21 protein-coding genes are annotated in these 25,253 nt (G+C 60.3%); 13 read left to right on the forward strand and 8 right to left on the reverse strand.

The window, feature by feature from the left end:
• Position 1: 1 nt before the first annotated feature.
• Positions 2 to 583: a cob(I)yrinic acid a,c-diamide adenosyltransferase gene (locus ACM6IO_RS11705; RefSeq protein WP_223481341.1), complete on the forward strand. Its 582-nt coding sequence runs from the start codon at positions 2 to 4 to the stop codon at positions 581 to 583.
• A 96-nt stretch (positions 584 to 679) separates the two neighbouring features.
• Here the strand turns inward: ACM6IO_RS11705 and ACM6IO_RS11710 are convergent, their stop codons facing one another.
• The 4 genes from ACM6IO_RS11710 to secA all read right to left on the reverse strand — a co-directional run bounded on the left by ACM6IO_RS11710 (position 680) and on the right by secA (position 6,471).
• Positions 680 to 1,630 (reverse strand): Nudix family hydrolase, encoded by a 951-nt coding sequence (locus ACM6IO_RS11710; protein ID WP_207285464.1) that lies wholly within the window; start codon positions 1,628 to 1,630, stop codon positions 680 to 682.
• Positions 1,627 to 2,259: a glutathione S-transferase family protein gene (locus ACM6IO_RS11715; protein WP_192417097.1), complete on the reverse strand. Its 633-nt coding sequence runs from the start codon at positions 2,257 to 2,259 to the stop codon at positions 1,627 to 1,629. Before ACM6IO_RS11715 ends, ACM6IO_RS11710 begins: the two co-directional genes overlap by 4 nt.
• Before the next feature lie 136 nt (positions 2,260 to 2,395).
• Positions 2,396 to 3,613 carry a bifunctional glutamate N-acetyltransferase/amino-acid acetyltransferase ArgJ gene (argJ, locus tag ACM6IO_RS11720; protein ID WP_008029257.1) on the reverse strand — a complete coding sequence of 406 codons (1,218 nt, stop codon included), beginning with the start codon at positions 3,611 to 3,613 and terminating at the stop codon, positions 2,396 to 2,398.
• 122 nt (positions 3,614 to 3,735) lie between these two features.
• Positions 3,736 to 6,471 carry a preprotein translocase subunit SecA gene (gene secA / locus ACM6IO_RS11725; protein ID WP_032832795.1) on the reverse strand — a complete coding sequence of 912 codons (2,736 nt, stop codon included), beginning with the start codon at positions 6,469 to 6,471 and terminating at the stop codon, positions 3,736 to 3,738.
• 307 nt (positions 6,472 to 6,778) lie between these two features.
• Between secA and ACM6IO_RS11730 the strand changes: the two genes are divergently transcribed.
• On the forward strand, positions 6,779 to 7,234 hold the full coding sequence (locus ACM6IO_RS11730) for a DUF721 domain-containing protein (protein WP_008029261.1): 456 nt from the start codon (positions 6,779 to 6,781) through the stop codon (positions 7,232 to 7,234).
• Between the two features lie 124 nt (positions 7,235 to 7,358).
• On the opposite strand, the gene ACM6IO_RS11735 is transcribed toward ACM6IO_RS11730, so the two are convergent.
• The gene (locus tag ACM6IO_RS11735) at positions 7,359 to 8,846 is read right to left on the reverse strand and encodes a helicase HerA-like domain-containing protein (protein ID WP_032832797.1); all 1,488 of its coding nucleotides are present in this window, start codon (positions 8,844 to 8,846) and stop codon (positions 7,359 to 7,361) included.
• Positions 8,847 to 9,020: 174 nt separating this feature from the next.
• Here ACM6IO_RS11735 and ACM6IO_RS11740 point away from each other — a divergent pair, with 174 nt between their 5' ends.
• The 4 genes from ACM6IO_RS11740 to ACM6IO_RS11755 all read left to right on the forward strand — a co-directional run bounded on the left by ACM6IO_RS11740 (position 9,021) and on the right by ACM6IO_RS11755 (position 13,976).
• The gene (locus ACM6IO_RS11740; RefSeq protein ID WP_192229096.1) at positions 9,021 to 10,910 is read left to right on the forward strand and encodes a methyl-accepting chemotaxis protein; all 1,890 of its coding nucleotides are present in this window, start codon (positions 9,021 to 9,023) and stop codon (positions 10,908 to 10,910) included.
• Between the two features lie 183 nt (positions 10,911 to 11,093).
• Positions 11,094 to 12,215 carry a glycosyltransferase family 4 protein gene (locus ACM6IO_RS11745; RefSeq protein WP_414911491.1) on the forward strand — a complete coding sequence of 374 codons (1,122 nt, stop codon included), beginning with the start codon at positions 11,094 to 11,096 and terminating at the stop codon, positions 12,213 to 12,215.
• On the forward strand, positions 12,208 to 12,984 hold the full coding sequence (locus ACM6IO_RS11750) for a DUF2334 domain-containing protein (protein WP_414911492.1): 777 nt from the start codon (positions 12,208 to 12,210) through the stop codon (positions 12,982 to 12,984). Before ACM6IO_RS11745 ends, ACM6IO_RS11750 begins: the two co-directional genes overlap by 8 nt.
• Positions 12,981 to 13,976: a lysylphosphatidylglycerol synthase transmembrane domain-containing protein gene (locus ACM6IO_RS11755; RefSeq protein WP_008043336.1), complete on the forward strand. Its 996-nt coding sequence runs from the start codon at positions 12,981 to 12,983 to the stop codon at positions 13,974 to 13,976. The genes ACM6IO_RS11750 and ACM6IO_RS11755 overlap by 4 nt, the downstream gene beginning before the upstream one ends.
• Positions 13,977 to 14,928: 952 nt before the next feature.
• On the opposite strand, the gene ACM6IO_RS11760 is transcribed toward ACM6IO_RS11755, so the two are convergent.
• Both ACM6IO_RS11760 and purU read right to left on the reverse strand, forming a co-directional pair.
• On the reverse strand, positions 14,929 to 15,120 hold the full coding sequence (locus ACM6IO_RS11760; protein WP_414911493.1) for a hypothetical protein: 192 nt from the start codon (positions 15,118 to 15,120) through the stop codon (positions 14,929 to 14,931).
• An 86-nt stretch (positions 15,121 to 15,206) separates the two neighbouring features.
• Positions 15,207 to 16,055, reverse strand: coding sequence for a formyltetrahydrofolate deformylase (gene purU / locus ACM6IO_RS11765; RefSeq protein ID WP_008031689.1), 849 nt, complete (start codon positions 16,053 to 16,055; stop codon positions 15,207 to 15,209).
• A 339-nt stretch (positions 16,056 to 16,394) separates the two neighbouring features.
• Here purU and mvaT point away from each other — a divergent pair, with 339 nt between their 5' ends.
• Positions 16,395 to 16,772 (forward strand): histone-like nucleoid-structuring protein MvaT, encoded by a 378-nt coding sequence (mvaT, locus tag ACM6IO_RS11770; protein WP_007933316.1) that lies wholly within the window; start codon positions 16,395 to 16,397, stop codon positions 16,770 to 16,772.
• Positions 16,773 to 16,871: 99 nt separating this feature from the next.
• Here mvaT and sbcB read toward each other — a convergent pair whose 3' ends face one another.
• Positions 16,872 to 18,302 (reverse strand): exodeoxyribonuclease I, encoded by a 1,431-nt coding sequence (gene sbcB, locus ACM6IO_RS11775; RefSeq protein WP_008041932.1) that lies wholly within the window; start codon positions 18,300 to 18,302, stop codon positions 16,872 to 16,874.
• Between the two features lie 184 nt (positions 18,303 to 18,486).
• Between sbcB and ACM6IO_RS11780 the strand changes: the two genes are divergently transcribed.
• Genes ACM6IO_RS11780 through ACM6IO_RS11805 form a run of 6 tightly spaced genes read left to right on the forward strand, consistent with a single transcriptional unit; the run spans position 18,487 to position 25,206 of the window.
• Positions 18,487 to 19,212 (forward strand): RDD family protein, encoded by a 726-nt coding sequence (locus ACM6IO_RS11780; RefSeq protein WP_223450202.1) that lies wholly within the window; start codon positions 18,487 to 18,489, stop codon positions 19,210 to 19,212.
• Positions 19,209 to 20,186 carry a stage II sporulation protein M gene (locus ACM6IO_RS11785; protein ID WP_223480239.1) on the forward strand — a complete coding sequence of 326 codons (978 nt, stop codon included), beginning with the start codon at positions 19,209 to 19,211 and terminating at the stop codon, positions 20,184 to 20,186. Before ACM6IO_RS11780 ends, ACM6IO_RS11785 begins: the two co-directional genes overlap by 4 nt.
• Positions 20,173 to 21,720 (forward strand): DUF4129 domain-containing protein, encoded by a 1,548-nt coding sequence (locus tag ACM6IO_RS11790; protein ID WP_414911494.1) that lies wholly within the window; start codon positions 20,173 to 20,175, stop codon positions 21,718 to 21,720. The genes ACM6IO_RS11785 and ACM6IO_RS11790 overlap by 14 nt, the downstream gene beginning before the upstream one ends.
• Complete coding sequence (locus ACM6IO_RS11795) at positions 21,717 to 22,880, forward strand: DUF4350 domain-containing protein (RefSeq protein ID WP_223480241.1); 1,164 nt, start codon at positions 21,717 to 21,719, stop codon at positions 22,878 to 22,880. Before ACM6IO_RS11790 ends, ACM6IO_RS11795 begins: the two co-directional genes overlap by 4 nt.
• The gene (locus tag ACM6IO_RS11800; protein ID WP_192228621.1) at positions 22,877 to 23,878 is read left to right on the forward strand and encodes an AAA family ATPase; all 1,002 of its coding nucleotides are present in this window, start codon (positions 22,877 to 22,879) and stop codon (positions 23,876 to 23,878) included. The genes ACM6IO_RS11795 and ACM6IO_RS11800 overlap by 4 nt, the downstream gene beginning before the upstream one ends.
• The gene (locus ACM6IO_RS11805) at positions 23,875 to 25,206 is read left to right on the forward strand and encodes a DUF58 domain-containing protein (protein WP_414911495.1); all 1,332 of its coding nucleotides are present in this window, start codon (positions 23,875 to 23,877) and stop codon (positions 25,204 to 25,206) included. The genes ACM6IO_RS11800 and ACM6IO_RS11805 overlap by 4 nt, the downstream gene beginning before the upstream one ends.
• Positions 25,207 to 25,253: the final 47 nt, after the last annotated feature.

Here is a 25,253-nt window from a genome sequence, read left to right on the forward strand (position 1 = left end):
CATGGGCTTTCGCTTGTCGAAGATCTACACCCGCACCGGCGACAAAGGCGAAACCGGGCTGGGCGACGGCCGCCGCGTGCCCAAGGACCACCCGCGGATCGAAGCCATTGGCGAAGTCGATTCATTGAACAGCCAGGTCGGCGTGCTGTTGGCCGGGCTCGAAGCGGAACGTGAAAAGTTTCCCGGATTAAACGAAGTGATCGAGGTTTTGGCGCCTTGCCAGCATCGGTTGTTCGATCTCGGTGGCGAACTGGCCATGCCGGAATATCAGGCGTTGAAGGCGGCAGAAATCGAACGCCTGGAAGCGGCGATCGATGTGTGGAATGAAGAGCTGGGGCCCCTGGAGAACTTCATTCTGCCGGGCGGTTCGGCGCTGATTGCGCAAGCGCATGTGTGCCGAAGCCTGGCGCGCAGTGCCGAGCGCCGGTGTCAGCATTTGAATGCGCTTGAACCGTTGGCCGGGGTTGGCCTGGCGTACATCAATCGGTTGTCGGATCTGTTGTTTGTGGTGGCGCGGGTGATTGCCAGGCGCCAGGGGGTTGCGGAGATTTTGTGGCAGCCTGCTGCGAAACCCGGGGTTTAGCGGCACTCTTAAGGACGCCTTCGCGGGCAAGCCTCGCTCCTACTGAAGAATGCATATCCCTGTAGGAGCGAGGCTTGCCCGCGAATAGGCCTGTAGCTACACCAAAGAATCCGGCCAGAACGCCCGGATCCCCGCCACACCTTGGGCGCCTGCCGCCCAAGCCTGATCAACTTGCGCCGGTCCAACACCACCGAGCAAGAACACCGGCTTGCTGAAACCTTCGATCAACGTCGAAGCCTGCTCCCAACCCAGCGGCTGAGCCCCCGGATGCGTCAGGGTCGGCTGCACCGGCGACAGGGTCACAAAGTCCACGCCCATCTGCTCGGCCAGCGCCAGTTCCTCGGCGTTATGGCAGGACGCCGCCAACCAGCGCGACGCCGGCAGCGGACGACCGGCCGCTGCGTATTTGCGCAGCTGTGCCGAGGTGATGTGCCAACCGGCCGACGGGAAATCGCCCAACCATTCGAACGGCCCCTTGATCATCAACTGCGCCTTGCCGGCACACAGTCCGGCCGCGTCCACCGCCAGATCGCGGTATTTCGGGTCGTAGCCGTTGGGCGCCCGCAGCTGGATCAACTTGATGCCGTTGGCGATGGCTTTCTGAATACCGCGCAGCAGCGCAGGGGTTTCCAGATCTTCAGGCGTAATCAGGTAAGCCGCAGGCAATCGCGCCGCCGCAACGATTGGCTGGTTGGCGGCCGGAAACTCATAGCCCGGCAGATCACGCGGCGCCACCCATTCCAAAGGCTGGCCTTCGGCACCGTGAGGTTCGCCGGAAAAGTCCGAGACCTCCCAGACATCCAGCAACACTTGTTTGTCCGGGTAGTCATGGCGGACCTTGATCAGCGGTCGCGCGGCATTGACCACAATTCCCAGCTCTTCATGAAGCTCACGGGCCAGCGCAGTTTCCACGGATTCGTCGGCCTCGACCTTGCCACCCGGGAATTCCCAAAGACCGCCCTGATGCTGAGTGTCGGCGCGCCGGGCGATAAGGATCTTGCCGCTGCTATCGCGGATAACCGCGGCGGCTACGTGTACTCGTTTCACTGCCCGACCTCCTCCAGACCCGCCTTTTGCCAGGCCTTGAAGGCTGGCCATTGGTAGATCGTTTCGACGTAGGCCTCGTCCGCCACCGGCAATTTCACCTGGTAGGTGCGAAGGCGCACGGCAATGGGTGCGAAGAAGGCATCGGCCAGGGTCGCGCGGCCAAACAGGTATGGACCGGTTTCGGTCGCGGCTGCGCGGCACTCGGCCCACAACGCCAGCATGCGTTCGATGTCCGCCTGGACGTCAGCCGGGACCGGCGACAAAGGTGCGTCGCGGCTCAGGTCAAACGGCATGTTGCCGCGCATGGCGAAGAAGCCGGCGTGCATTTGTGCACAGGCCGAACGTGCCTGGGCGCGGGCCGCGACGTCTTTGGGCCAGAGGCCGGCATCAGGGAATTGTTCGGCCAGGTACTCGGCAATCGCCAGGGAATCGGCGATGGTGCCGTGCTCGGTTTTCAGCAACGGGACTTTGGCGGTCGGCGAATGCTTGAGCAACTGCTCGCGAGTGTCCGGCTGGTTCAGTTTGATCAATTCTTCGGTGTACGGGGCGCCGGCCAGGTCAAGGGCCAGGGCGCCGCGCAGGGACCAGGAGGAATGCAATTTGTCGCCGATGATCAGGTGGAGGCTCATGTTCGGGACCTTTTGATGAGGGGGGACAGGCCAGAATCTTTGGTGTCTGATCGGACCTCTTCGCGGGCAAGCCTCGCTCCTACAGGGATTGCGCGATCCTTGTAGGAGCGAGGCTTGCCCGCGAAAGCGATCTGTCTTACGTACGGTACTCGGCGTTGATCTTCACGTATTCGTGGGACAGGTCCGTGGTCCAGATGGTTTCGCTGCAATCGCCGCGACCCAGTTCGATACGGATGGTGATTTCTTCCTGCTGCATCACCGCTGCGCCCTGGGCTTCGGTGTAGGTCGATGCGCGGGCGCCACGGCTGGCGATGCAGACTTCGCCGAGGAACACGTCGATCTTGCTCACGTCCAGATTCGGTACGCCGGCACGGCCAACGGCAGCCAGGATGCGGCCCCAGTTCGGGTCGGATGCGAACAGCGCGGTCTTGATCAGCGGCGAGTGCGCCACGGTGTAGCCAACGTCCAGGCATTCCTGGTGATTGCCGCCGCCGTTGACTTCAACGGTGACGAACTTGGTCGCGCCTTCGCCGTCACGCACGATGGCCTGGGCCACGTCCATGCACACTTCGAACACAGCCTGTTTCAGCTTGGCGAACAGTTCACCACTGGCGGAGGTGATTTCCGGCAGTGCCGCCTGACCGGTAGCGATCAGCATGCAGCAGTCGTTGGTCGAGGTGTCGCCGTCGATGGTGATGCGGTTGAACGACTTGTTGGCGCCGTCCAGCAACAGGTTTTGCAACACGTCGCGGGAGACTTTGGCGTCGGTGGCGATGTAGCCGAGCATGGTCGCCATGTTCGGACGGATCATGCCTGCGCCTTTGCTGATGCCGGTAACGGTGATGGTCACGCCGTCATGCTGGAACTGGCGGCTGGCGCCCTTCGGCAGGGTATCGGTGGTCATGATGCCGGTGGCGGCAGCTTCCCAGTTGTTCACCGACAGGTCGTCGAGAGCGGCTTGCAGCGCGCCTTCGATTTTCTCGACCGGCAGCGGTTCGCCGATCACACCGGTGGAGTACGGCAGCACCAGACTGGCATCGACGCCAGTCAGCTCAGCCAGTTTCGCGCAGGTGCGCTCGGCGGCCGCCAGACCCGGTTCGCCGGTGCCAGCGTTGGCGTTGCCGGTGTTGGTCAGCAGGTAACGCACCGGACCTTGCACACGCTGCTTGGCCAGGATCACCGGAGCGGCGCAAAAGGCGTTCAGGGTAAACACGCCTGCCACGGTGGAACCTTCGGCGCAGCGCATGACCACGACATCCTTGCGTCCAGGACGCTTGATGCCGGCCGAGGCGATACCGAGTTCAAAACCGGCAACCGGGTGCAACGTTGGCAAAGGACCAAGACCAACAGCCATGAATGCGCTCCTTAATAAATGATGTCTGCACCGCTTTCAGGAAGAACGGTGGTGTAAATGGCAAAACGCCGCGACGGCTGATGCCGGTCGCGGCGCGGGTATTTCAGCGTATGAAACGGGTTTTACTGGATCTGCCCGTGGCAATGCTTGAACTTCTTGCCCGAACCGCAGTAGCACAGTTCGTTACGGCCCAGCTTCTGTTCGTTGCGAACCGGTGCGGTGGCGAGGGCTACATCGAGCTCTTCACCCAGCTGTTCCGGTTGATCAAGACCAGGTGCTTCAGCGTGCTCGAACTGCATGCGCGCCGCCAGTGCTTCGGCTTCCTGGCGCAGGCGTTGCTCTTCTTCGATCGGATCTTCGCGGCGGACCTGAACGTGCGACAGCACACGGATCGAGTCGCGCTTGATCGAATCCAGCAGCTCGGAGAACAGCGTGAACGACTCGCGCTTGTACTCTTGCTTCGGGTTCTTCTGCGCATAGCCACGCAAGTGAATGCCGTGACGCAGGTGGTCCATGGTCGACAGGTGGTCTTTCCACAAGTCGTCCAGCACGCGCAGCACGATTTGCTTCTCGAAGGTGCGCAGCGCGTCGGCGCCCGCCTGGTCTTCTTTCTCGTTGTACGCCGCGATGAGCTCCTGCATCAGCTTCTCGCGCAGGGTTTCTTCGTACAGGTGATCGTCTTCGTCGAGCCATTGCTGGATCGGCAGCGCCACACCGAAGTCGCTCTGCAACGCCGCTTCCAGACCCGCCACGTCCCACTGCTCAGGCAGCGACTGCGGTGGAATGTGAGCGCTGACGGTAGCGTTGAGTACGTCCTGACGGAAGTCGGCGATGGTTTCACCGATGTTGTCGGCGGCCAGCAACGTGTTGCGCATGTGATAGATCACTTTACGCTGTTCGTTGTTGACGTCATCGAACTCGAGCAGTTGTTTACGAATGTCGAAGTTGCGGCCTTCAACCTTGCGCTGAGCCTTCTCGATGGCGTTGGTCACCATGCGGTGCTCGATCGCTTCACCGGACTGCATGCCCAATGCTTTCATGAAGTTCTTCACCCGGTCAGAGGCGAAGATGCGCATCAGGCTGTCTTCCAGCGACAGGTAGAAACGGCTGGAACCGGCGTCACCCTGACGACCGGCACGACCACGCAACTGGTTGTCGATACGGCGCGATTCGTGACGTTCGGACGCAATCACCTGCAAGCCACCCGACTCCAGCACTTGCTGGTGACGCTTCTGCCAGTCGGCCTTGATCTGGGCAATCTGCTCCGGCGTCGGGTCTTCCAGAGACGCGACTTCCACTTCCCAGTTGCCGCCCAACAGAATGTCGGTACCACGACCGGCCATGTTGGTAGCGATGGTCAGTGCGCCTGGACGACCGGCCTGGGCAATGATTTCGGCTTCTTTTTCGTGGAACTTGGCGTTCAGGACCTTGTGTTCGATGCCTTCCTTCTGCAGCAGCGCAGACATGTGTTCGGAAGTTTCGATGGTTGCAGTACCCACCAGCACCGGACGGCCGTGAGTCATGCACTCCTTGATGTCGTTGATGATCGCCGCGTATTTCTCTTCGGCGGTCAGGAACACCAGGTCGTTGTAGTCTTTACGCGCCAAAGGCTTGTTCGGCGGGATCACCATGACCTGCAGGCCGTAGATCTGGTGGAATTCGAACGCTTCGGTGTCTGCGGTACCGGTCATGCCGGACAACTTGTTGTACAGACGGAAGTAGTTCTGGAACGTGGTCGACGCCAACGTCTGGCTTTCGGCCTGGATGTTCAGGTTTTCCTTGGCTTCGATGGCCTGGTGCAGGCCTTCGGACAAACGGCGACCCGGCATGGTACGACCGGTGTGTTCGTCGACCAGGACAACCTGACCGTCCTGCACGATGTATTCAACGTTGCGGTTGAACAATTTGTGCGCACGCAGGCCGGCATAGACGTGGGTCAGCAGGCCCAGGTTATGCGCCGAATACAGGCTCTCGCCTTCAGCCAGCAGGCCGACGCGGGTCAGCATGTCTTCGATGAACTGGTGACCGGCTTCGTTGAGTTCGACCTGACGGGTCTTCTCGTCGACGGTGTAATGGCCGGCTTTGGTGACTTCGCCTTCGACTTCTTCGACGTGCAATTGCAGCTGCGGGATCAGTTTGTTGATCTCGATGTACAGCTTCGAGCTGTCCTCGGCCTGACCGGAAATGATCAGCGGGGTACGGGCTTCGTCGATGAGGATGGAGTCGACTTCGTCGATCACGGCAAAGTTGAGTTCGCGCTGGAATTTTTCTTCCATGCTGAACGCCATGTTGTCGCGCAGGTAGTCGAAACCGAATTCGTTGTTGGTGCCGTAGGTGATGTCGGCGGCGTAGGCCTGACGTTTCTCTTCCGGCGGCTGGAAAGGTGTAACCACACCGACCGTCATGCCGAGGAATTCGTAGAGCGGACGCATCCAGTTGGCGTCACGGCGGGCCAGATAGTCGTTCACGGTAACAACGTGCACGCCTTTGCCGGACAGCGCGTTGAGGTAAACGCCCAGTGTGGCCACCAGGGTCTTGCCTTCACCGGTACGCATTTCCGCGATCATGCCTTCATGCAAGGTCATGCCGCCGATCAGCTGGACATCGAAGTGGCGCATACCCATGACGCGCTTGCCGGCTTCGCGGGCGACCGCAAAGGCTTCTGGCAGCAGCTTGTCGAGGGTTTCCCCTTTGGCGATGCGGGCCTTGAACTCATCCGTCTTGGCACGCAATTGATCGTCCGAAAGGGCCACCATTTGCTCTTCGAAGGCATTGACGAGTTGCACCGTCTTGAGCATGCGTTTGACTTCACGCTCGTTCTTGCTTCCAAAAAGTTTCTTTAACAAAGGCGCAAACATATCGGCAGGATCTTCCACACTAAAGGGATGGAGGGCGGCCCCGTGAGTCGCCCGTGCAGCCCTCATGGCCGCATGCGAACGAGCATTCTACCCGGAAACGATGGTGAGGAAAGTGGCGTTGTTCCACGATGCATGCACTGCGCTGTTACGGGGCTCACTTAAAATAAGGGCTTTTTGCTGAACTTCAAGCCACTGACGGCAGAAGTTACTTGTTGATTTAATGGGTAAAGCGCGCGCAAAGCAATGGGGCGGGCGCATCCAGTGCTTTCTGCTACCATGGCGGCTCTGTTACTTCAGGTGTCTGATCATGGCATTTCGCCCTCTTACGGCCAGAGCACCCGCCGTTCTGCTTCGCGAAGCCAAACCGCTGAAAGCCATTTTTGGCCATGCTCAACGCCTGGGTCATTTACAACGTCTGCTCGAAAGCCAATTGCAGCCCGCTGCGCGCGAGCATTGCCATGTGGCGTCGTGGCGCGAAGGCAGTTTATTGCTGATTGTCACTGACGGACATTGGGCAACGCGTCTGCGCTATCAACAGAAGCGTCTGCAACGGCAGTTGCAGATGTTTGATGAGTTCGCCAGCCTGACGCGGATTCTGTTCAAGGTGCAGCCGCCGACCGTTCAGCAAGGCGCGGCCGGGCATACCATCAGTTTGTCGACGGATGCGGGGGCGACGATCCAGGCTACGGCTGAGGGGATCAGTGATCCTAATCTCAGGGCTGCCCTCGAACGACTGGCCGCTCACGCCAAACCCAAGGATTGAAATCACCTGGACCTTGTAGGAGCGAGCGGTGCGGCGATCCGACTTGCCCGCGAAGCTTTTGGCGCCCTCAAGGGCCCCTTCGCGGGCAAGCCTCGCTCCTACAGGGCATGCACCCGTCAGGAAATTAGCGGCGTTTGCTGCCGCCGAGCAACGACCCCATCAACCCGCGCACCAGTTGCCGGCCAAGCTGATTGGCCGCCTGTCGCATCGCCGACTTCAGCGCCTGCCCTGCCGCCGTGCCGAGAAGCTCCCCGGCCTTGTCGGTGAAGCTCGGTTCTTCTGGCGCAGGTTTGCCCGGTGCCGCTTCGGGTTCCGGCGCCAGGCCTTTGCGCCCCATCAGCACTTCATAGGCCGATTCGCGATCCACCGGTTTGTCGTACCGCCCCTTGAACGGCGAGCCGGCGATCAGCAGCGTGCGCTCGGTTTCGCTCAGCGGCCCGATCCGTGATTGCGGCGGTGCCACCAGGACGCGCTGGACCATCTCTGGCGTGCCTTTGTCCTGCAATGTGCCGACCAGCGCCTCGCCGATCCCCAGTTCGGTCAGCACCGACAAGGCATCGAACGCCGGGTTCGGCCGGAAGCCCTCGGCCACCGCACGCAGGGACTTCTGCTCCTTGGCGGTGAACGCACGCAAACCATGCTGGATACGCAGGCCGAGCTGCGCCAGCACGTCATCCGGCAAGTCGCCCGGCGATTGGGTGACGAAATACACGCCCACGCCTTTCGAGCGAATCAGCCGTACCACTTGCTCCAGACGTTCCTGCAACGCCTTGGGCGTATCGGCAAACAATAAATGGGCTTCGTCGAAAAACAGCGCCAGCAGCGGTTTGTCGGCATCGCCGCGCTCCGGCAGTTGCTCGAACAGTTCAGCCAGCAGCCACAACAGGAACGTCGCGTAGACCTTCGGCGCTTCGTGCACCAGACGACTGGCATCGAGCAAGTGAATGCGCCCGCGCCCCTCGGCGGTCGGTTGCAGAATGTCTTCGAGTTGCAGCGCCGGCTCGCCGAACAAGGCCTCAGCACCTTGTTGCTCCAGGGTCGCCAATCGGCGCAACAAGGCCTGGCTGGAACCGGTGGTCATCAATGCGGCGTCATCGCCCAGCAATTCGGGGTGGTCGCGCAGGTGATTGAGCAGTGCCTTCAGGTCCTTCAAGTCCAGCAGCAACAGGCCTTCGCGGTCCGCCACTTTGAACGCGGCGTACAGCGCCGATTGCTGGCTGTCGGTCAACTCCAGCAGGGCGCCAATCAACAGCGGGCCCATTTCGCTCAAGGTGGTGCGCAAAGGATGACCGGACTGGCCGTGAATGTCCCACAAAGTGACCGGGTACGCCTGCGGCGTGTGATTCAGCCAGGGCATCCCGGCGATTCGCTCGGCGATCTTGCCCTGCGGGTTGCCGGCGGCACCGAGGCCGCAGAGGTCACCTTTGATGTCCGCTGCAAACACCGCCACGCCGGCATCGCTGAACGCTTCGGCCAGTCGTTGCAAGGTGACGGTCTTGCCGGTCCCGGTAGCGCCCGCGACCAGACCGTGACGGTTCGCCAGGCGCATGGCCTGGGCGATCGGTTGCCCCGCGAGATCGGCACCGATAACGAGTTGCGATGAATCAGGCATTTGGTCACCCATGGTTAATCTTTAATCCTGCACGGCCGATATAAAAGACTGAAAAGCTTCGGTAATCCCCCCAAGGAGAGGACGGAAATATCAGCTTGTTTTCATGACCGCCCACTGCGCGCTTCCTTATAAAAGCACGCCTTGGGCATTAAGACCTTAGCGGAACCCCAAGCCATGAACAAAAATCTGCGCTTCAGCCATAAAATCCTGCTTGCCGCCGCCCTCATCGTCATTGCCGCGTTCGCCTCGTTCACCCTGTACAACGACTATCTACAGCGCAACGCCATTCGCGAGGACCTGGACAAGAATCTGCAAAAAATGGGCAGCGTGACTGCCAACAATATCCAGACCTGGCTGACCGGGCGCAGTCTGCTGATCGAAAACCTCGCACAAAACGCCGCGCTGAACCCGGACATCGGCAACGTCGCCAAGCTGCTGGAGCAGAAGGCGGTGACGTCGACCTTCATGGGTGCTTACATTGGCAACAAGGATGGCACCTTCATCATCCGCCCGGACAGCAAAATGCCGGATGGCTATGATCCGCGCGCCCGCCCTTGGTACAAAAGCGCCCAAAGCACCAGCGGCTCGGCGCTGACCGAACCCTATATCGATCTGGCCTCTGGCCAACTGGTCATCTCCATCGTCAACAGTGTGCTCAAGGACGGTCAAAACATCGGTGTGGTCGGTGGTGACCTGAGCCTGCAAGTGATCGCCGACAGCCTGAATGCGCTGGACTTCGATGGCATGGGTTATGCGTTCCTGATCAGCGCCGACGGCAAGATCCTGGTGCACCCGGACAAAGCGCTGGTGATGAAATCCCTGGCTGAGTCGTACCCGAAAAATACACCGCGCATCAGCAGCGATTTCAGTGAAGTGGAAGTCGATGGCAAAACCCGCATCGTCACTTTCACCCCGATCAAAGGCCTGTCTTCCGTCAACTGGTACATCGGTCTGTCGGTGGATAAGGACAAAGCCTTCGCGAAACTCAGCGATTTCCGCGCCTCGGCGGTCGTTGCGACCGTCATCGCAGTTGCGATCATCATTGCCTTGCTGGGCATGCTGATCCGCATCCTGATCCAGCCGCTGCACGTCATGACCCGCGCCATGGCCGACATTGCCGACGGTGAGGGCGACCTGACCAAACGCCTGACTATCCAGAACAACGATGAATTCGGCCTCCTGGGCACCGCGTTCAACCGTTTCGTGGAGCGCATTCACGGTTCGATCCGCGAAGTGTCTTCGGCCACCGGCCAGGTCAACGAAGTGGCGTTGCGTGTAGTCGCGGCTTCCAACTCGTCGATGTACAACTCCGACCAGCAAGCTTCGCGCACCAGCAGCGTCGCCGCCGCGATCAATCAGCTCGGTGCCGCAGCCCAGGAAATCGCGCGCAATGCCGCCCAGGCGTCGAGCCAGGCCAGCGATGCCCGAAACCTCGCCGAAGACGGCCAACAGGTGGTGGATCGCAGCATTGTCGCGATGAACCAACTGTCGAGCATGCTGAGCGCTTCGAGCACCAACATCGAATCGCTGAACAGCAAAACCGTGAACATCGGGCAGATTCTCGAAGTGATCACCAGCATTTCCCAGCAAACCAACCTGCTGGCGCTGAACGCCGCGATCGAAGCGGCCCGTGCCGGTGAAGCCGGGCGTGGTTTTGCCGTGGTGGCCGATGAAGTGCGCAACCTGGCACACCGCACGCAGGAATCGGCGCAGCAGGTGCAGACCATGATCGAGGAGCTGCAAATCGGCGCCCGCGAGTCCGTCAGCACCATGAGCGACAGCCAGCGCCACAGTCAGGACAGCGTGGAAATCGCCAACCTGGCGGGCGAACGCCTGAACAGCGTGACGTTGCGCATTGGTGAGATCGACGGGATGAACCAGTCCGTGGCGACGGCAACCGAGGAACAGACGGCGGTGGTGGAATCGATCAACGTCGACATTACCGAGATCAATACGCTCAACCAGGAAGGGGTGGAGAACCTGCAATCGACGTTGCGGGCGTGTTCGGACCTGGAACAGCAGGCGGCGCGTCTCAAGCAGTTGGTCGGTAGTTTCCGGATCTGATGCGCTTCTGAGGGCCCCTTCGCGGGCAAGCCTCGCTCCTACAAGGTTTTACGTGAACCTGTAGGAGCGAGCGGTGCGGCGATCCGACTTGCCCGCGAAGACGGTCTGTAACACACCACAAAACCCCAGCCGAACATCTATTCTTCATAAAGGTCAACCAAGGGAGTACAACGGACCGGAGGGATGTTCATCGTGCACATCGCGGACATAACCATGTTCTACGCCCCTGCCAGCGGTGGCGTGCGCACGTATCTGGATGCAAAACACCGTCGTCTGGGCGTCAAGCCCGGCATTCGCCACAGCCTGCTGATCCCCGGTTCACACTTGAGCGAACAGGACGGCGTTTACACGGTTCCGGCCCCTGCCCTGCCCTTCGGCAAGGGTTATCGTTTCCCTCTCCGTCTCGCCCCTTGGCGAAATGTCCTTCAAGATTTGCAGCCCGATCTGATCGAGGTCGGCGACCCGTACCTCACAGCCTGGGCGGCGCTCGATGCCCGCCGCCAACTCGACGTGCCAGTGATCGGCTTCTATCACTCGGACTTGCCGCTGCTGGTCAGCAATCGCATGGGCAATTGGGTCACAACCAACGTCGAAGCGTATGTCAAAAAGCTCTACGGCAACTTCGACCGGGTCTTGGCGCCGAGCCGGATCATGGCCGACAAACTGACCAGCCTGGGCGTGAACAACGTTTTCGTCCAAACCCTGGGCGTCGACCTGCAAACCTTTCATCCCGATGCCCGGGATCCAAGCCTGCGCACGCAACTGGGCATCAATGAAAACACGCACCTGCTGATTTTTGCCGGGCGTGGTTCCAAGGAAAAAAACCTGCCGGTGTTGCTGGAATGCATGCGGCGCCTGGGACGGCGTTATCACCTGTTGCTGGTGGGGTCGTCGATGCCGGTCGTGGTCCCGGACAACGTCACCGTCATCCATGAGTTCTGCCCCGTCACGCAGGTGGCGAAGTTGATGGCCAGCGCCGATGCGCTGCTGCATGCCGGTGACCAGGAAACGTTTGGCCTGGTGATCCTCGAAGCCATGGCCAGCGGCATTCCGGTCGTAGCCGTGGCGGCGGGAGCCTTTGAAGAAATCATCAGCGCAGAATGCGGGCTGCTGTGCGCGCCGAACGACCCGGCGGCGATGGCCAATGCGGTGCGGGAGCTGTTCAGTTCAGGCAGTGCCGCGCTCGGCCAACAAGCACGCCTCCATGTCGAACGGCATTACTCGTGGGACGCGGTGGTCGACAGTCTGTTGGGCCACTATCACGCCGTCCTCGGCAATCAATGGCCGCTGGCCGCCAATGGTTGAGCCCATGAGCGCGCCCTGCCTGTTACTCGTGCTGCATGACGTCGCGCCGCACACCTGGGCCGATTACCAACCTTTTGTCGAAGCCGTCGACGCCTTGGGTGAAGTGCCAATGACCTGGCTGGTGGTGCCGGACTACCACAGACACAACGATCTGGAGGCACACCCGGGGTTGCGCCGCCTGCTGACCGGTCGTGTCGCCCGAGGTGACGAACTGGCGCTGCACGGCTATTTTCATTGTGATGACGAGCCGCCGCCCAACACGCCACGAGACTGGTTCATGCGCCGTATTTATACCCGTGAAGGCGAGTTCTACACGCTGTCGCAGGACGCGGCCCTCGCGCGTCTGCGCGCAGGTATCGAGCTGTTTCATCGCTATCACTGGCCGCTCGAAGGGTTCGTCGCTCCGGCCTGGTTGATGAGTGAAGGTACGCGCCGGGCCTTGCGCCAGTTACCCCTGAGTTACACCAGCGATCCACAGCATCTGTTTCGTCTACCGGATTTCACCCCGGTCGATGCGCCAGGACTGGTCTGGAGTGCGCGCAGCGCATGGCGGCGAGGTTTGTCGAAGCTCGTCAGCGATCAGCGCGAACAACGCTTGCGCGAGGCGCCGGTGATTCGTCTGGGCCTGCACCCGGTGGACATGCGTCATCGGTTCGCGCGCGATTACTGGCTGCACACCCTCAAGCGATTACTCGACCAAGGCCGCATGCCGATGACCAAGGCTGGTTGGCTGGCGCTGCACAGCGACCGTGTCGGTCGCGCCGCATGAGCCGGGGGATTCTGCTGTTTGTCGCGCTGCTCGCGGCGGTGCTGATTCCGCTGCTGCTGGGTGGCAACCAGACCTGGTCGCGATTGCAAAGCTTTCCACTGAGCTGGTTGCTGATCATGTTCGGCATGATCCTGCTGTGCTGGGTGGTGAACACGATGCGCTTGCGCCTGTTGCTGGGTGATGAGCGCGACAAGGTCAGCCCGGTCAAAAGCCTCGGCGTGGTGATGGCCGCCGAGTTCGCCTACTGCGCCACACCGGGCGGCAGCGGTGGACCGCTGACCATCATGGCGCTGCTGGCCCGCAACGGGGTGCGCCCGGCACGGGGCAGCGCGGTTTTCGCCATGGATCAACTCAGCGATCTGCTGTTCTTTCTCTGCGCATTAAGCGGGATTCTGATTTATGCGCTGTTCCAGCATCTCAGTGAACGCATGGAGTGGCTATTGACCGTCAGTGCGATATCGATGTTCGGCGGGCTGCTTAGTTGTGTGGTGATCGCGCGCTACCATCGGCTGCTGATTCGCCTGAGCGGGCGGCTGCTCGCACGTCTCAATGTAAAAGGCACCACGCGCCTGCGCTGGGCGCGAAAACTCCTGCACTTTCTTGCGGCGTTCACTGACACGCTGAAGTTGCCCTTTCGGACTTTGATCAAGGTGTTTGCCCTGACCTGTGTGCATTGGGTGCTGCGCTATAGCGTGTTGTACCTGGCGTTGCGCGGGCTTGGCGCGGATTTGCAGTGGGCCTGGAGCTTTTTGATTCAGATGCTTTCGCTGAGTGCGGGGCAGTTCAGCCTGTTGCCGGGGGGCGCCGGGGCGGCGGAATTGACCTCGGCTGCATTGCTGGCGCCCATGGTGGGGAAATCTACTGCGGCGGCGGCGATTTTGATTTGGCGGGCGGTGACTTATTACTTTTATCTGGTGGTGGGGGGGCCGGTGTTTTTGTTGATGGTTGGGCGGCCGTTGTTGAAGAAGTTGATGAGGTTTAGGCAGGCTTAGTTTTTGGGTTGTGTGTATATCCGTTGCTGCGGTAACGGCGGCTTATGGTTTCGCTTTTACAGCGAGTCACTTTGGAAAAGCCCCAAAGTAACCAAAGGGCTCTTGCCCCTTTCGTTCGGTGCCTCGCTAAGGCTCGGCATCCCCTCGCTCCGGTCCTGCTCCGTGGGCCCGCCGCCATCGGCCATCCATGGCCGGGGGCGGCTAACCCGGCATCCATGCCGGGTTGCCCACTGCGCAGAACCTCCACTCGGCCTCTCGAGGGGGCGACTACCGCCACAGCCGCCGAGGCGGCCTGAAAGCCGACCTGGCTCTTCGGTTGTTCGCGTTGTCCTTCTTTGATGCGTTCACTTATTCCGGACTGTGCACCACTCCCCTGTAGGAGCCGGCTTGCTGGCGATAGCGGTGGGTCAGCCGACGCATTTATTGACTGGAAGGGCGCCATCGCCAGCAAGCCGGCTCCTACACGGAATTGGGTTCACACGACTCAAAATTGTAGGAGCTGGCTTGCCGGCGATGGACGTCAACGATAACGCGGGCTGTCTGAATGAACGCGTTGTCCGGACGTTTTTCGCGGGCAAGCCTCGCTCCTACAGGGAATCGCGTTTGCTTTTGATTTCCACCACTCATCAGGCCGAGCGTTAGCTCGCCTTCCGCTTTTGATCTGGACGCACCGCCCCCTCGAGAGGCCGAGTGGAGGTTCTGCGCAGTGGGCAACCCGGCATGGATGCCGGGTTAGCCGCCCCCGGCCATGGATGGCCGATGGCGGCGGGCCCACGGAGCAGGACCGGAGCGAGGGCATGCCGAGCCATGGCGAGGCACCGAACGAAAGGGGCAAGAGCCTTTTGGTTACTTTGGGGCTTTTCCAAAGTGACTCGCCGTAAGGGCGAAACCAATAGCCGCCGTTACCAAAGAAACGGATATGCACACAATCAAAACGAGCGAACGCCAGACCTCAAGACCGCTTCGCCGGCAAGCCAACTCCTACAAGCTCAGGCTCAGGATTCAACTGCTCCCACAACTCCGCCGCACCGGGAAATTCCGTGCCGTCTTCGGCACTCATATCATCCGGATCATAACGGCTCAAACACCCCTCCCCCAATGTCGCGGGAGCCTTGGAAGTAGCTTTGTCCAGTGGATCAGCCATGGTCATGTCCTCAGTGCAGAAACGGCGAAGGGCCTGGAACGATTGAACGCCCAGGCCCTTCGAATTTCAACCGCGTCGTGTGACGGTCAGAACACTACAGTCTTATTACCGTGCACCAGCACCCGATCTTCCAGGTGATAACGCAGACCGCGAGCCAACACCATTTTCTCGACATCGCGACCGAAACGCACCATGTCTTCGATGCTGTCACTGTGGCTGACACGCACAACGTCTTGCTCGATGATCGGGCCAGCGTCCAGCTCTTCGGTCACGTAGTGGCACGTCGCACCGATCAACTTCACCCCACGCATGGAAGCCTGGTGATACGGCTTCGCGCCGACGAACGACGGCAGGAAGCTGTGGTGAATGTTGATGACCTTGTGCGCATACTCGCTGCACAACTCGGGCGGCAGGATTTGCATGTAGCGGGCAAGTACCACCACTTCGGCATCGTGCTGTTTGACCAGGCGCGAGACTTCGGCAAACGCCGGCTCTTTATCCTGCGGATTGACCGGTACGTGATAGTAAGGAATGCCGTGCCACTCAACCATGCTGCGCAAATCATCATGGTTGGAAATCACACAGGAGATTTCGCAATCCAGTTCATCGCTGTGCCAGCGGTGCAGCAAGTCGGCCAGGCAATGGGACTCACGGCTTGCCATCAACACCACGCGCTTCTTCTGCGCGGTATCGGTAATGCGCCAGTTCATCGAGAACTCTTCGGCAATCGGCGCGAACGCCTCGCGGAAAGCCTCGATACCAAAAGGCAGCGAGTCGGCACGAATTTCGTGACGCATGAAAAACCAGCCACTGAGATTGTCCGAGTGGTGGCTCGCTTCAGTGATCCAGCCGTTATGTGACGCCAGAAAGTTACTGACTTTAGCAACGATGCCGACGCGGTCCGGGCAAGCAATCACCAGCCGAAAAGTGCGCATGAGGGGGAAACTCCAGAACTTCGCAAAGGCCGCCATTCTAGCGATTGCGCAAAAAAACTGCAGTATAGATGACACCTCGCGTTGCACGAAGGCCGGTGGCACAAGCGTTGAGGGCTGTCGGTTACCTGCGCGATGGTGATCCTGTCAGCATTCTTCAAGCATTCAATTGTGAATATCTGTGATACCTGCGTCACACTATTTAACTGTACATCCAATTTGCGCCCTATTCATCGCAACTAATTTAAATAAACCCCGGTTAAATGTTTACTTGATGAAACACCCTGACTATTATTGCCGCACTGTCCCCTGCCATCCAACGCACAACATAAGGTAGTCCCCATGTCCTTGATCAACGAATATCGTGCCACCGAAGAAGCTATCAAAGAGCTGCAAGCCCGTTTGAAGAACCTGTCCCAAGACGACAAACTGCAAACCGAGCTGGAATTCGAAGGCAAACTGCGCACCCTGATGGGCGAATACTCCAAGTCCCTGCGCGACATCATTGCGCTGTTGGATCCAGAATCCAAAACCAAAGCACCACGCGGCGGCGCAGTAAAAACTACTGGCACCAAGCGTGCTCGCAAAGTTAAACAATACAAAAACCCGCACAACGGCGAAGTCATCGAAACCAAAGGTGGCAACCACAAAACTCTGAAAGAGTGGAAAGCCAAGTGGGGCGGCGACGTGGTTGAAGGCTGGGCTACCCTGCTGGGCTAAGCCGCAAAGCTTGTCGCAGACCCATCCGCGACAAAAAAGAACGCCAGCAATCGCTGGCGTTTTTTTATGCCCGAGATTCAGGCCCGTGCATTTTCATTTTCAAAGATTCAAACGTTTGCGCAATGCCTGGACATAATTGTTCCACTCATTGAGCACCTCTTGCTGGAATGGCGTCGCAGTAATGTTCAATTGGGCTGCAGCTTCTACAAATGCTTCCAGGGTATTGGGCGCCCCGCACTCGGGCGCTGACAAACGTTGCTGACAGAATACTCGCCAGCGTTCTTGCTCTTCGAAACTCAACGTTTCGGGAAAGTTACGTGCGCGATATCGAAACAATAATTCAGGCAAACGTTCATCATCGAAAGGCCATTGCTCTTGCGCTAATTGCGCCGGGTCAGCCGCCCGGACTTGCTCACAAAGACGCCGGTCCCGATCACCGATAAAACCATCGTATAACTGTTGTTCAGGGTCTTGGCTCTGAGCGAAATCCTCTCGGGCATAAATGGCCTGAACTTTATCTCGCCAAATTGTTTGTGCGGCACTTAGCCGCAGCGTGCGCTCCTGATAAAGCGCCATATCCAGCCCCAGTCGTTGCTGATCATCGGGACGAAGCACCGACAACGGCGCCACCACCGGGCATTTGTTGATGTGGATGAGTTTGAGCGGCACCGGCAGTTCGCCTTCGGCCAGTTCATCACGACGGGTATACAAACGCTGGCGCAAGGTCTCGGCATCCAGGTCGAGCAACCCCTGGGGATCCAGATGCAGGTCACAGACAATCAGCGCGTTCTTGTTGCGCGGATGCCAGGCCAGCGGCAACACCACGCCGACATAACTGCGTGCCGCCGAAAAACGCCCGGAAATGTGCACCATCGGCTGCAACAGCCGAATCTGATCCATCACCTTTTGTTTGCTGCGCAACTGAAACAGCCAGTCGTAGAGCTTCGGCTGTTTTTCCCGGATCAGACGTGCCAGTGCGATGGTCGCGCGAACGTCCGACAGCGCTTCGTGAGCATTGCCGTGATCGATGCCGTTGGCGGCGGTCAGGCGTTCGAGTTTGAGCGTCACCCGTCCTTCATCGTCCGTCGGCCAAACCAGGCCATCGGGCCGCAAGGCATACGCCGCACGCACCACATCGATCAGGTCCCAGCGACTGTTACCGCCCTGCCACTCGCGGGCATAGGGGTCGAAGAAATTTCGGTACAGGCTGTAACGAGTCATCTCGTCGTCGAAACGCAAGGTGTTGTAACCCGCACCACAAGTGCCCGGTGCCGCCAGTTGCGCGTGAACCCGAGTCATGAAATCGGCTTCGCTCAAACCGTGTTCGGTCAGTTGGCCCGGCGTGATACCGGTGATCGCGCAGGCCGCCGGATGCGGCAGGATGTCTTCACTGGGCTGGCAATAAAGATTGACCGGCTCGTCTATGACATTGAGATCAAAGTCAGTGCGCAGCCCCGCCACTTGCAGCGGACGGTCGCAACGCGGGTTGATGCCGGTGGTTTCATAGTCGTACCAGAAGATCGAGGTCACGGGCTATTCCTGAACTGAAGATCGGCGAAGTCTAGGCGTTCACATCCCGCCCCGGCCAGTAATCTTGCATTCAATCACCGATGACCACGCACCGTGCAATACATAGTTATGTCGTTCCCCCCCGTGAGGCTGCTAGCATCGGACACACAGAGAATCCCGATCAGGCCACATCATCAGGTTGCCCATGCTCGAGACCACAGCACTGCAAAGGAAAGCGACGCTGTCCCCGCCACTGGATACGCGGTATCAGGTTGAAACGCCGGAAGGCATCGACTTGCCACTGCGCCCGGCCGGGTTGATGGTCCGTGCGCTGGCGTTCTCCATCGACCTCGGGCTGCGCGGGCTGATTCTGGGTCTGCTGTTTATCGTCCTCGCGTTTCTGGGGAAACTCGGCGCCGGGCTGGGCTCGATCCTGCTGTTCGCAGTGAGCTGGTGGTACATGGTGTTGTTCGAAGTGCTCAATCAGGGACGCTCGCCGGGCAAGCAATGGATGGGCCTGCGGGTGGTGCAGGATGACGGCACGCCGATCGGCTGGTCCGCTTCGCTGTTGCGCAACCTGCTGCGATTTGTCGATTTGTTGCCGTTCGGCTATTTCCTCGGCGCCATCAGTTGCCTGCAACACCCCAGCTTCAAACGCCTCGGCGACCTGGCCGCCGGCACGCTGGTCATCTACCGCGAACAGCCGCTCACCCGACCGCAAGTGCCCGACGCCGAACCGCGACGTCCGGCCTTCGCCATGACGCTGACCGAGCAACGCGCCATCCTAGGGTTTGCCGAACGCCAGGGTGAACTCTCCGAAGCGCGGGTCAATGAACTTGCCTCTATCCTCGCCCAACCGTTGAACGTCCCAGCGCCACGGGCGGTGGCGGAACTCAACGGCATCGCCCGCGGCTTGTTGGGCCCCGCATGAAGCAAAGTCTTTTCGAGAATCGCCACAAGGCTGAATGGGCGCAGTTTTCCCTCATGCTCGACAGTCTGGAGCGCAACAAAGACACCTCACGTGTCGCCAGTTTTGCGAAAGACTATCGCCGGCTCTGCCAGCACCTGGCGTTGGCTCAGGAACGTGGATACAGCAGTTTCCTGATCGACTCGTTGCAGCAACAGGTCCTGCGCGGGCATCAACAACTTTATCGACATCGCAGCCGCCTGGGTGCCAATGTGCTCGGTTTCATCCTCGCGGATTTTCCGCGGCTGGTGCGCGAACAGTGGCGCTTCGTGCTGGCCGCCAGCCTGATGTTTTTCGGCAGCCTGATCGGCTTCGCGCTGCTGGTGTATCTGTTCCCGGACCTGGTCTACAACCTGATCCCGGCACAACAGGTCAGCGACATGCAAAGCATGTACGACCCCAACGCCGGACACCTGGGTCGCTCCGCGGAACGGGCGGCCAGTGAAGACTGGGTGATGTTCGGCTTCTACATCATGCACAACATCGGCATCGCTTTTCAGACGTTCGCCAGCGGTTTGCTGTTTGGCCTGGGCAGCGCGTTTTTCCTGTTCTTCAATGGCTTGATGATCGGCGCGGTGGCCGGGCACCTGACACAGATCGGCTACGGGCAAACCTTCTGGTCGTTCGTGATCGGCCACGGTGCTTTCGAACTCAGTGCCATTGCCCTGGCGGGTGCCGCCGGCCTGCAACTGGGCTGGGCATTGATCGCACCGGGGCGCCTGCCACGCGCCGAAGCGTTGCGAGTCGCGGCGCGCAAAAGCGTATTACTGATTTGCGGGGTCATGCTGTTTCTGTTGATCGCTGCATTTATCGAAGCCTACTGGTCATCCATGACCGGGCCGGCGCCGATGACCAAGTATCTGGTCGGCGCGATGCTGTGGTTTTTGGTAGCAATGTATCTGCTGTTTGCCGGACGGACTCGTCATGCGCCTGAGTGACGCGACCGTGGTGATCCGCCCTCGAACAACCTGGGAAGCCATGGACCTCGGCGTCCTGCTGAGCCAGCGGCACCAACGCCTGTTGATGACCAGTTGGGCCATCGTGACCTTGCCGGTTTTCGCCATGCTCACCTTGTTGTTGTGGGATTCACCGTCCCTCGCCGCCTTCATTTTCTGGTGGCTGAAACCGGCGTTCGAACGCCTGCCGCTGTACATCCTGTCCAAAGCCATGTTCGGTGAAACGCCCACCTTGAAACAGGCGCTGCGCCAATGGCCGCGACTGCTCAAGCCACAACTGCTCGCCAGTCTGACCTGGCGACGCTTGAGTCTGAGTCGCAGTTTCCTGATGCCGGTGGTGCAACTCGAAGGCCTGAGTGGGCAAGCGCGGCAACAGCGCTTGCAGGTGCTGTTGCAACGCGACGGCGGCGCGGCGCGCTGGCTGACGATCATCGGCGTACATCTGGAAAGTGCACTATGGGTCGGCCTGATGGTGCTGTTTTATCTGTTCCTGCCGCAACAGGTTGAATTGGACTGGAGCTGGCAAACGCTGCTGTCCGCCGCCACACAAGACTGGCGCTGGCTGGAACACCTGACCAACGTGTTTTACGTGTTGGTGCTCGTGGTGTGGGAACCGGTTTACGTGGCCTGCGGCTTCAGCCTTTATCTGAACCGGCGCACGGTGCTGGAGGCCTGGGATATCGAGTTGGTGTTCCGTCGTCTGCGTCAACGTCTGAGCAGTACCGCCGTCGCCCTGCTGCTGGCGGCATTTTTGCTGATGCCAGCGGCGCAAACCGTGTGGGCCGCCGAGCCCGCAATCTCACCGGACAGCCCGCGTCTGCTGGACCAGCCGCTGACCAGCCAGGCGTCCCGGGACAGCATCAAGGCGATCCTCGATCAGCCGCCATTCAAGAACAAGGAAACGGTCACCCGCTATCGTTTTGGCGGCGAAGACAAACCGGCCGCCGAAACCCCGGACGATGGCAAGGCCCCCGAGTGGCTGAAGGCGCTGCTCAAGTTGCTGGATAACCAGCGTTTCGGTGCATTGGCCACCCTGATTGAAGTGCTGCTGTGGGGTACGGTGATCGGGGTCATCAGTTTGTTGATCTGGCGTTACCGCGACTGGTTGCAGGCGTTCGTCAGTCGCCGACCGAGGTTGCCGCGCAAAATTGCACGGCCGCTGCCACAGCAAGCATTCGGCCTGGACCTCAACCGTGAAACCCTGCCTGCCGACATCGCCGCCAGTGCGGAAAGCCTCTGGCAAACCAACCCGCGTGAAGCTCTCGGATTGCTTTATCGCGCCCTGCTCAGTCACTTGCTGCACGACTACAACATGGCGCTGAAACCGGCCGACACCGAGGGCGAAGTGCTGGAGCGCGTTGAGCACCTGCAGCAACCCGCGCTGCTGACTTTCAGCAAAAAACTGACGGGGCACTGGCAGAACATGGCCTACGGGCATCGCCTGCCCCCCGCGCACGTGCAACAGGAACTCTGTGATGGCTGGCGGGCGCTGTTCGGCCCGGGAGCGGCGCATTGAACCGGCGTCTCTGGCTGGCGGTCGGCGTGTTCATCGCGGTGCTATTGGCTGCGCTGAGTGTTTATCTGTTTTTCAAGGCAACGCCCTATCAGGCAGACATCGATCACGGCCCTTCGCCCGAAGCCCAGGCCAACCCTTATCTGGCCGCCGAACACTTCCTGCGCAAACAGGGCCTGACCGTCGGCCATGCCAACAGCCTCGACGTGCTGCCGACGCTGGACCCGCACCAGCACAGCCTGTTGTTGCTCGGCGACCGGTACAACATGACGCCACGGCAGATTGACCAAGTGATGAACTGGACCCGCGCCGGTGGGCGCCTGTTGTTCATCGCCGAATCACTGTGGGATGAAAAAACCGGCCAAAGCAATGACCTGCTGCTCGACCGGGTGCAGGTGCACCAGTCACTGAGCAAAGACCTCAAGGACCCGCCACCCGCTACCGGTGAGGATCCTTACCCCAACCTGACCAAACTGTATCTTGAGGATGAAGACGCCCCGGCCTACGCCACCTTCGATACCGCGTTCCATCTCGAAGACCCGAACAATCTCGCGCAAGCCTGGGCCAACAGCGGCAAGGCCACGCACATGATGCAGCTCAACCAAGGGCTGGGCTCGATCATCGTGGTCACTGACGCCGACCTGTGGAAAACCCCGGCCATCGACCAGTACGACAATGCCTGGCTGCTCTGGTACCTGACCGCGGACACCCAGGTGACGCTGCTGTTCAACACCGATCACGACAGCTTGCTGACCTTGTTGCTGCGCTATTTCCCCCAGGCATTGGTCGCACTCATCGCCCTGATCGGCCTTGGCCTCTGGCATGTCGGTGTGCGCCACGGTCCATTGATTGAACCGGCGCCGAGAGCCCGTCGACAACTTCAGGAACACCTGCGTGCCAGCGCCGATTTCATCTTGCGCCGCAGCGGTCAGGACAGTCTGCTGCAAGCCTTGCAGCAAGACATCCTGCGCCGGGTACGGCGTCGTCATCCCGGTTTTGATCAACTCGGCGTCGCCGAACAATGGCTGGTGCTCGCACGCCTGACCGGCCAACCCACACGCGCTATCAGCCAGGCCATGAGCCCGCGACCGAAGCAACGGCTGTCCAGCGTTGAATTCAGCCGTCAGGTCGCCCACCTGCAAACCTTGAGGAACGCCTTATGAGTGAACAGATCGAGCCCGGCGCACCGAGCCATGCCGAGCAGCAACGCCAGCGCGCCAGTTATCTGGCCCAAGCGATAAGAGTTGAATTGCAAAAAGCCGTGATCGGCCAGAACACGGTGATCGATGACGTACTCACCGCGTTGATTGCCGGCGGTCATGTGCTGCTCGAAGGCGTGCCGGGGCTGGGCAAGACCTTGTTGGTGCGCGCCCTCGCCCGCTGCTTCGGTGGCGAATTCGCGCGCATTCAGTTCACCCCGGACCTGATGCCCAGCGATGTCACCGGCCACGCGGTGTACGACCTGCAAACCGAGCAATTCAAACTGCGCAAAGGGCCGCTGTTCACCAACCTGCTGCTCGCCGACGAAATCAACCGCGCCCCGGCGAAAACCCAGGCGGCGCTGCTCGAAGCCATGCAGGAACGACAAGTCACCCTCGAAGGCCGCGCCCTGCCCATCGCGCAACCGTTCATGGTGCTCGCCACGCAAAACCCCATCGAACAGGAAGGCACTTACCCGCTGCCGGAAGCCGAGCTCGACCGCTTCATGCTCAAGGTGCGCATGGACTACCCCGACGCCGAACAAGAGCTGAACATGGTGCGTCAGGTCAGCCGTTCGACCCGGGCCGACATGCTCGATGTGCAACCACTGCGCACCGTGTTGCAAGCCAAGGACGTGTTGGCCTTGCAACGTATCGCCAGTGATTTGCCGCTGGACGATCAGGTCCTCGACTACGCCGTACGCCTGGCCCGCACCACCCGCAGTTGGCCCGGCCTGACCCTCGGCGCCGGGCCTCGGGCCTCCATCGCACTGGTGCGCTGCGCACGAGCACGCGCCTTGTTGCGCGGCGGCGAATTTGTGATTCCGGATGACATCAAGAGCTGCGCGCTGGCCGTGTTGCGCCATCGCGTACGCATCGCACCGGAGCTGGATATCGAAGGGCTGGAGGTCGATCACGTACTGCGGCAACTGCTCGATCAAGTGCCGGCGCCACGTCTGTGAAACCCTCGCGCCTGCTGCTGGTCTGGCTCGCAATCCTGCTGGCCATCGGCATCGTGCTGGGCACCTTGCGCGCACTGGACATTGCGCTGCCCTCAAGCCTGTTGTCGATCCAATGGGGTTTATTGCTGGCGCTACTGGCCCTGGCAATACTCGATGCTTTGCGCCTCACGCGCCTGCACTCGCCCCGGATAACACGACAAATGCCCGGCAGCCTGGCCCTCGGTCGCTGGAGCGAAGTCCGACTGGAGGTTCAGCACAACTTTCCCCAACCACTGACGATCCGGATTTTCGACCACGTCCCCGACGGCCTGAACTTCGAAAACCTCCCCCTGTCAGTCGAACTTCAGCCCGGTCAGCACAGCCAGGTCGGCTATCGCCTGCGCCCGCTCAAGCGTGGCCACTTCAGCTTCGATCACTGCGAAATCAACCTGCCCAGCCCATTGGGCCTGTGGTCCGGCAAACGGCTTCTGAGCGTCACCGACCACACCCGCGTCTACCCCGACTTCGCCCGCCTCTACGGCGGCCAACTGCTGGCGGTGGACAACTGGCTCAGCCAGCTCGGCGTACGCCAGCGGCAACGACGCGGCCTGGGTATGGAGTTTCATCAGCTACGGGAATTTCGCGAAGGCGACAGCCTGCGCCAGATCGACTGGAAAGCCACTGCCCGGCAACGCACACCGATTGCCCGGGAGTATCAGGACGAACGCGATCAGCAGATCATTTTCATGCTCGATTGCGGAAGGCACATGCGCAGTCACGACGGCGAACTGGCGCATTTCGATCATGCGCTGAATGCGTGCCTGCTGTTGAGTTACGTGGCGTTGCGCCAGGGCGATGCGGTGGGCCTGAGCACCTTTGCCAGCGATCAACCGCGTTATCTCGCCCCGGTGAAAGGTGCCGGTCAGCTCAACGTATTGCTCAACACGGTCTACGACCTGAACAGCACTCAACGCAGCGCTGACTATCAGGCCGCTACAACCCAATTGCTGGCTCGGCAAAAACGGCGGTGCCTGGTGGTTGTAGTGACCAACCTGCGGGACGAAGACGATGAGGAATTGCTCACCGCCGTCAGTCGCCTGGGTAAGCAGCATCGAGTGTTGGTCGCCAGCCTCAGGGAAGACGTGCTCGACACGCTGCGCCAGTCACCGGTGCAAACGTTGAACGAAGCGCTGACGTATTGCGGGACTGTGGATTACTTGAATGCGCGGGCCGAACTCCATGAGCGGTTGGACGCTCATGGAGTGCCGGTGGTGGATGCGCTGCCCGGTGAACTGGGGGCGGCGTTGGTGACGCGTTATATGAGCTGGAAGAAAGCAGGGATGAGTTAACCGATTGTCATGCCTTGCCCCTCATCTACCTGCCATCATCAACGTTT

Source organism: Pseudomonas sp. IT-P44 (genome assembly GCF_949768225.1).
GTDB lineage: Bacteria > Pseudomonadota > Gammaproteobacteria > Pseudomonadales > Pseudomonadaceae > Aquipseudomonas > Aquipseudomonas migulae.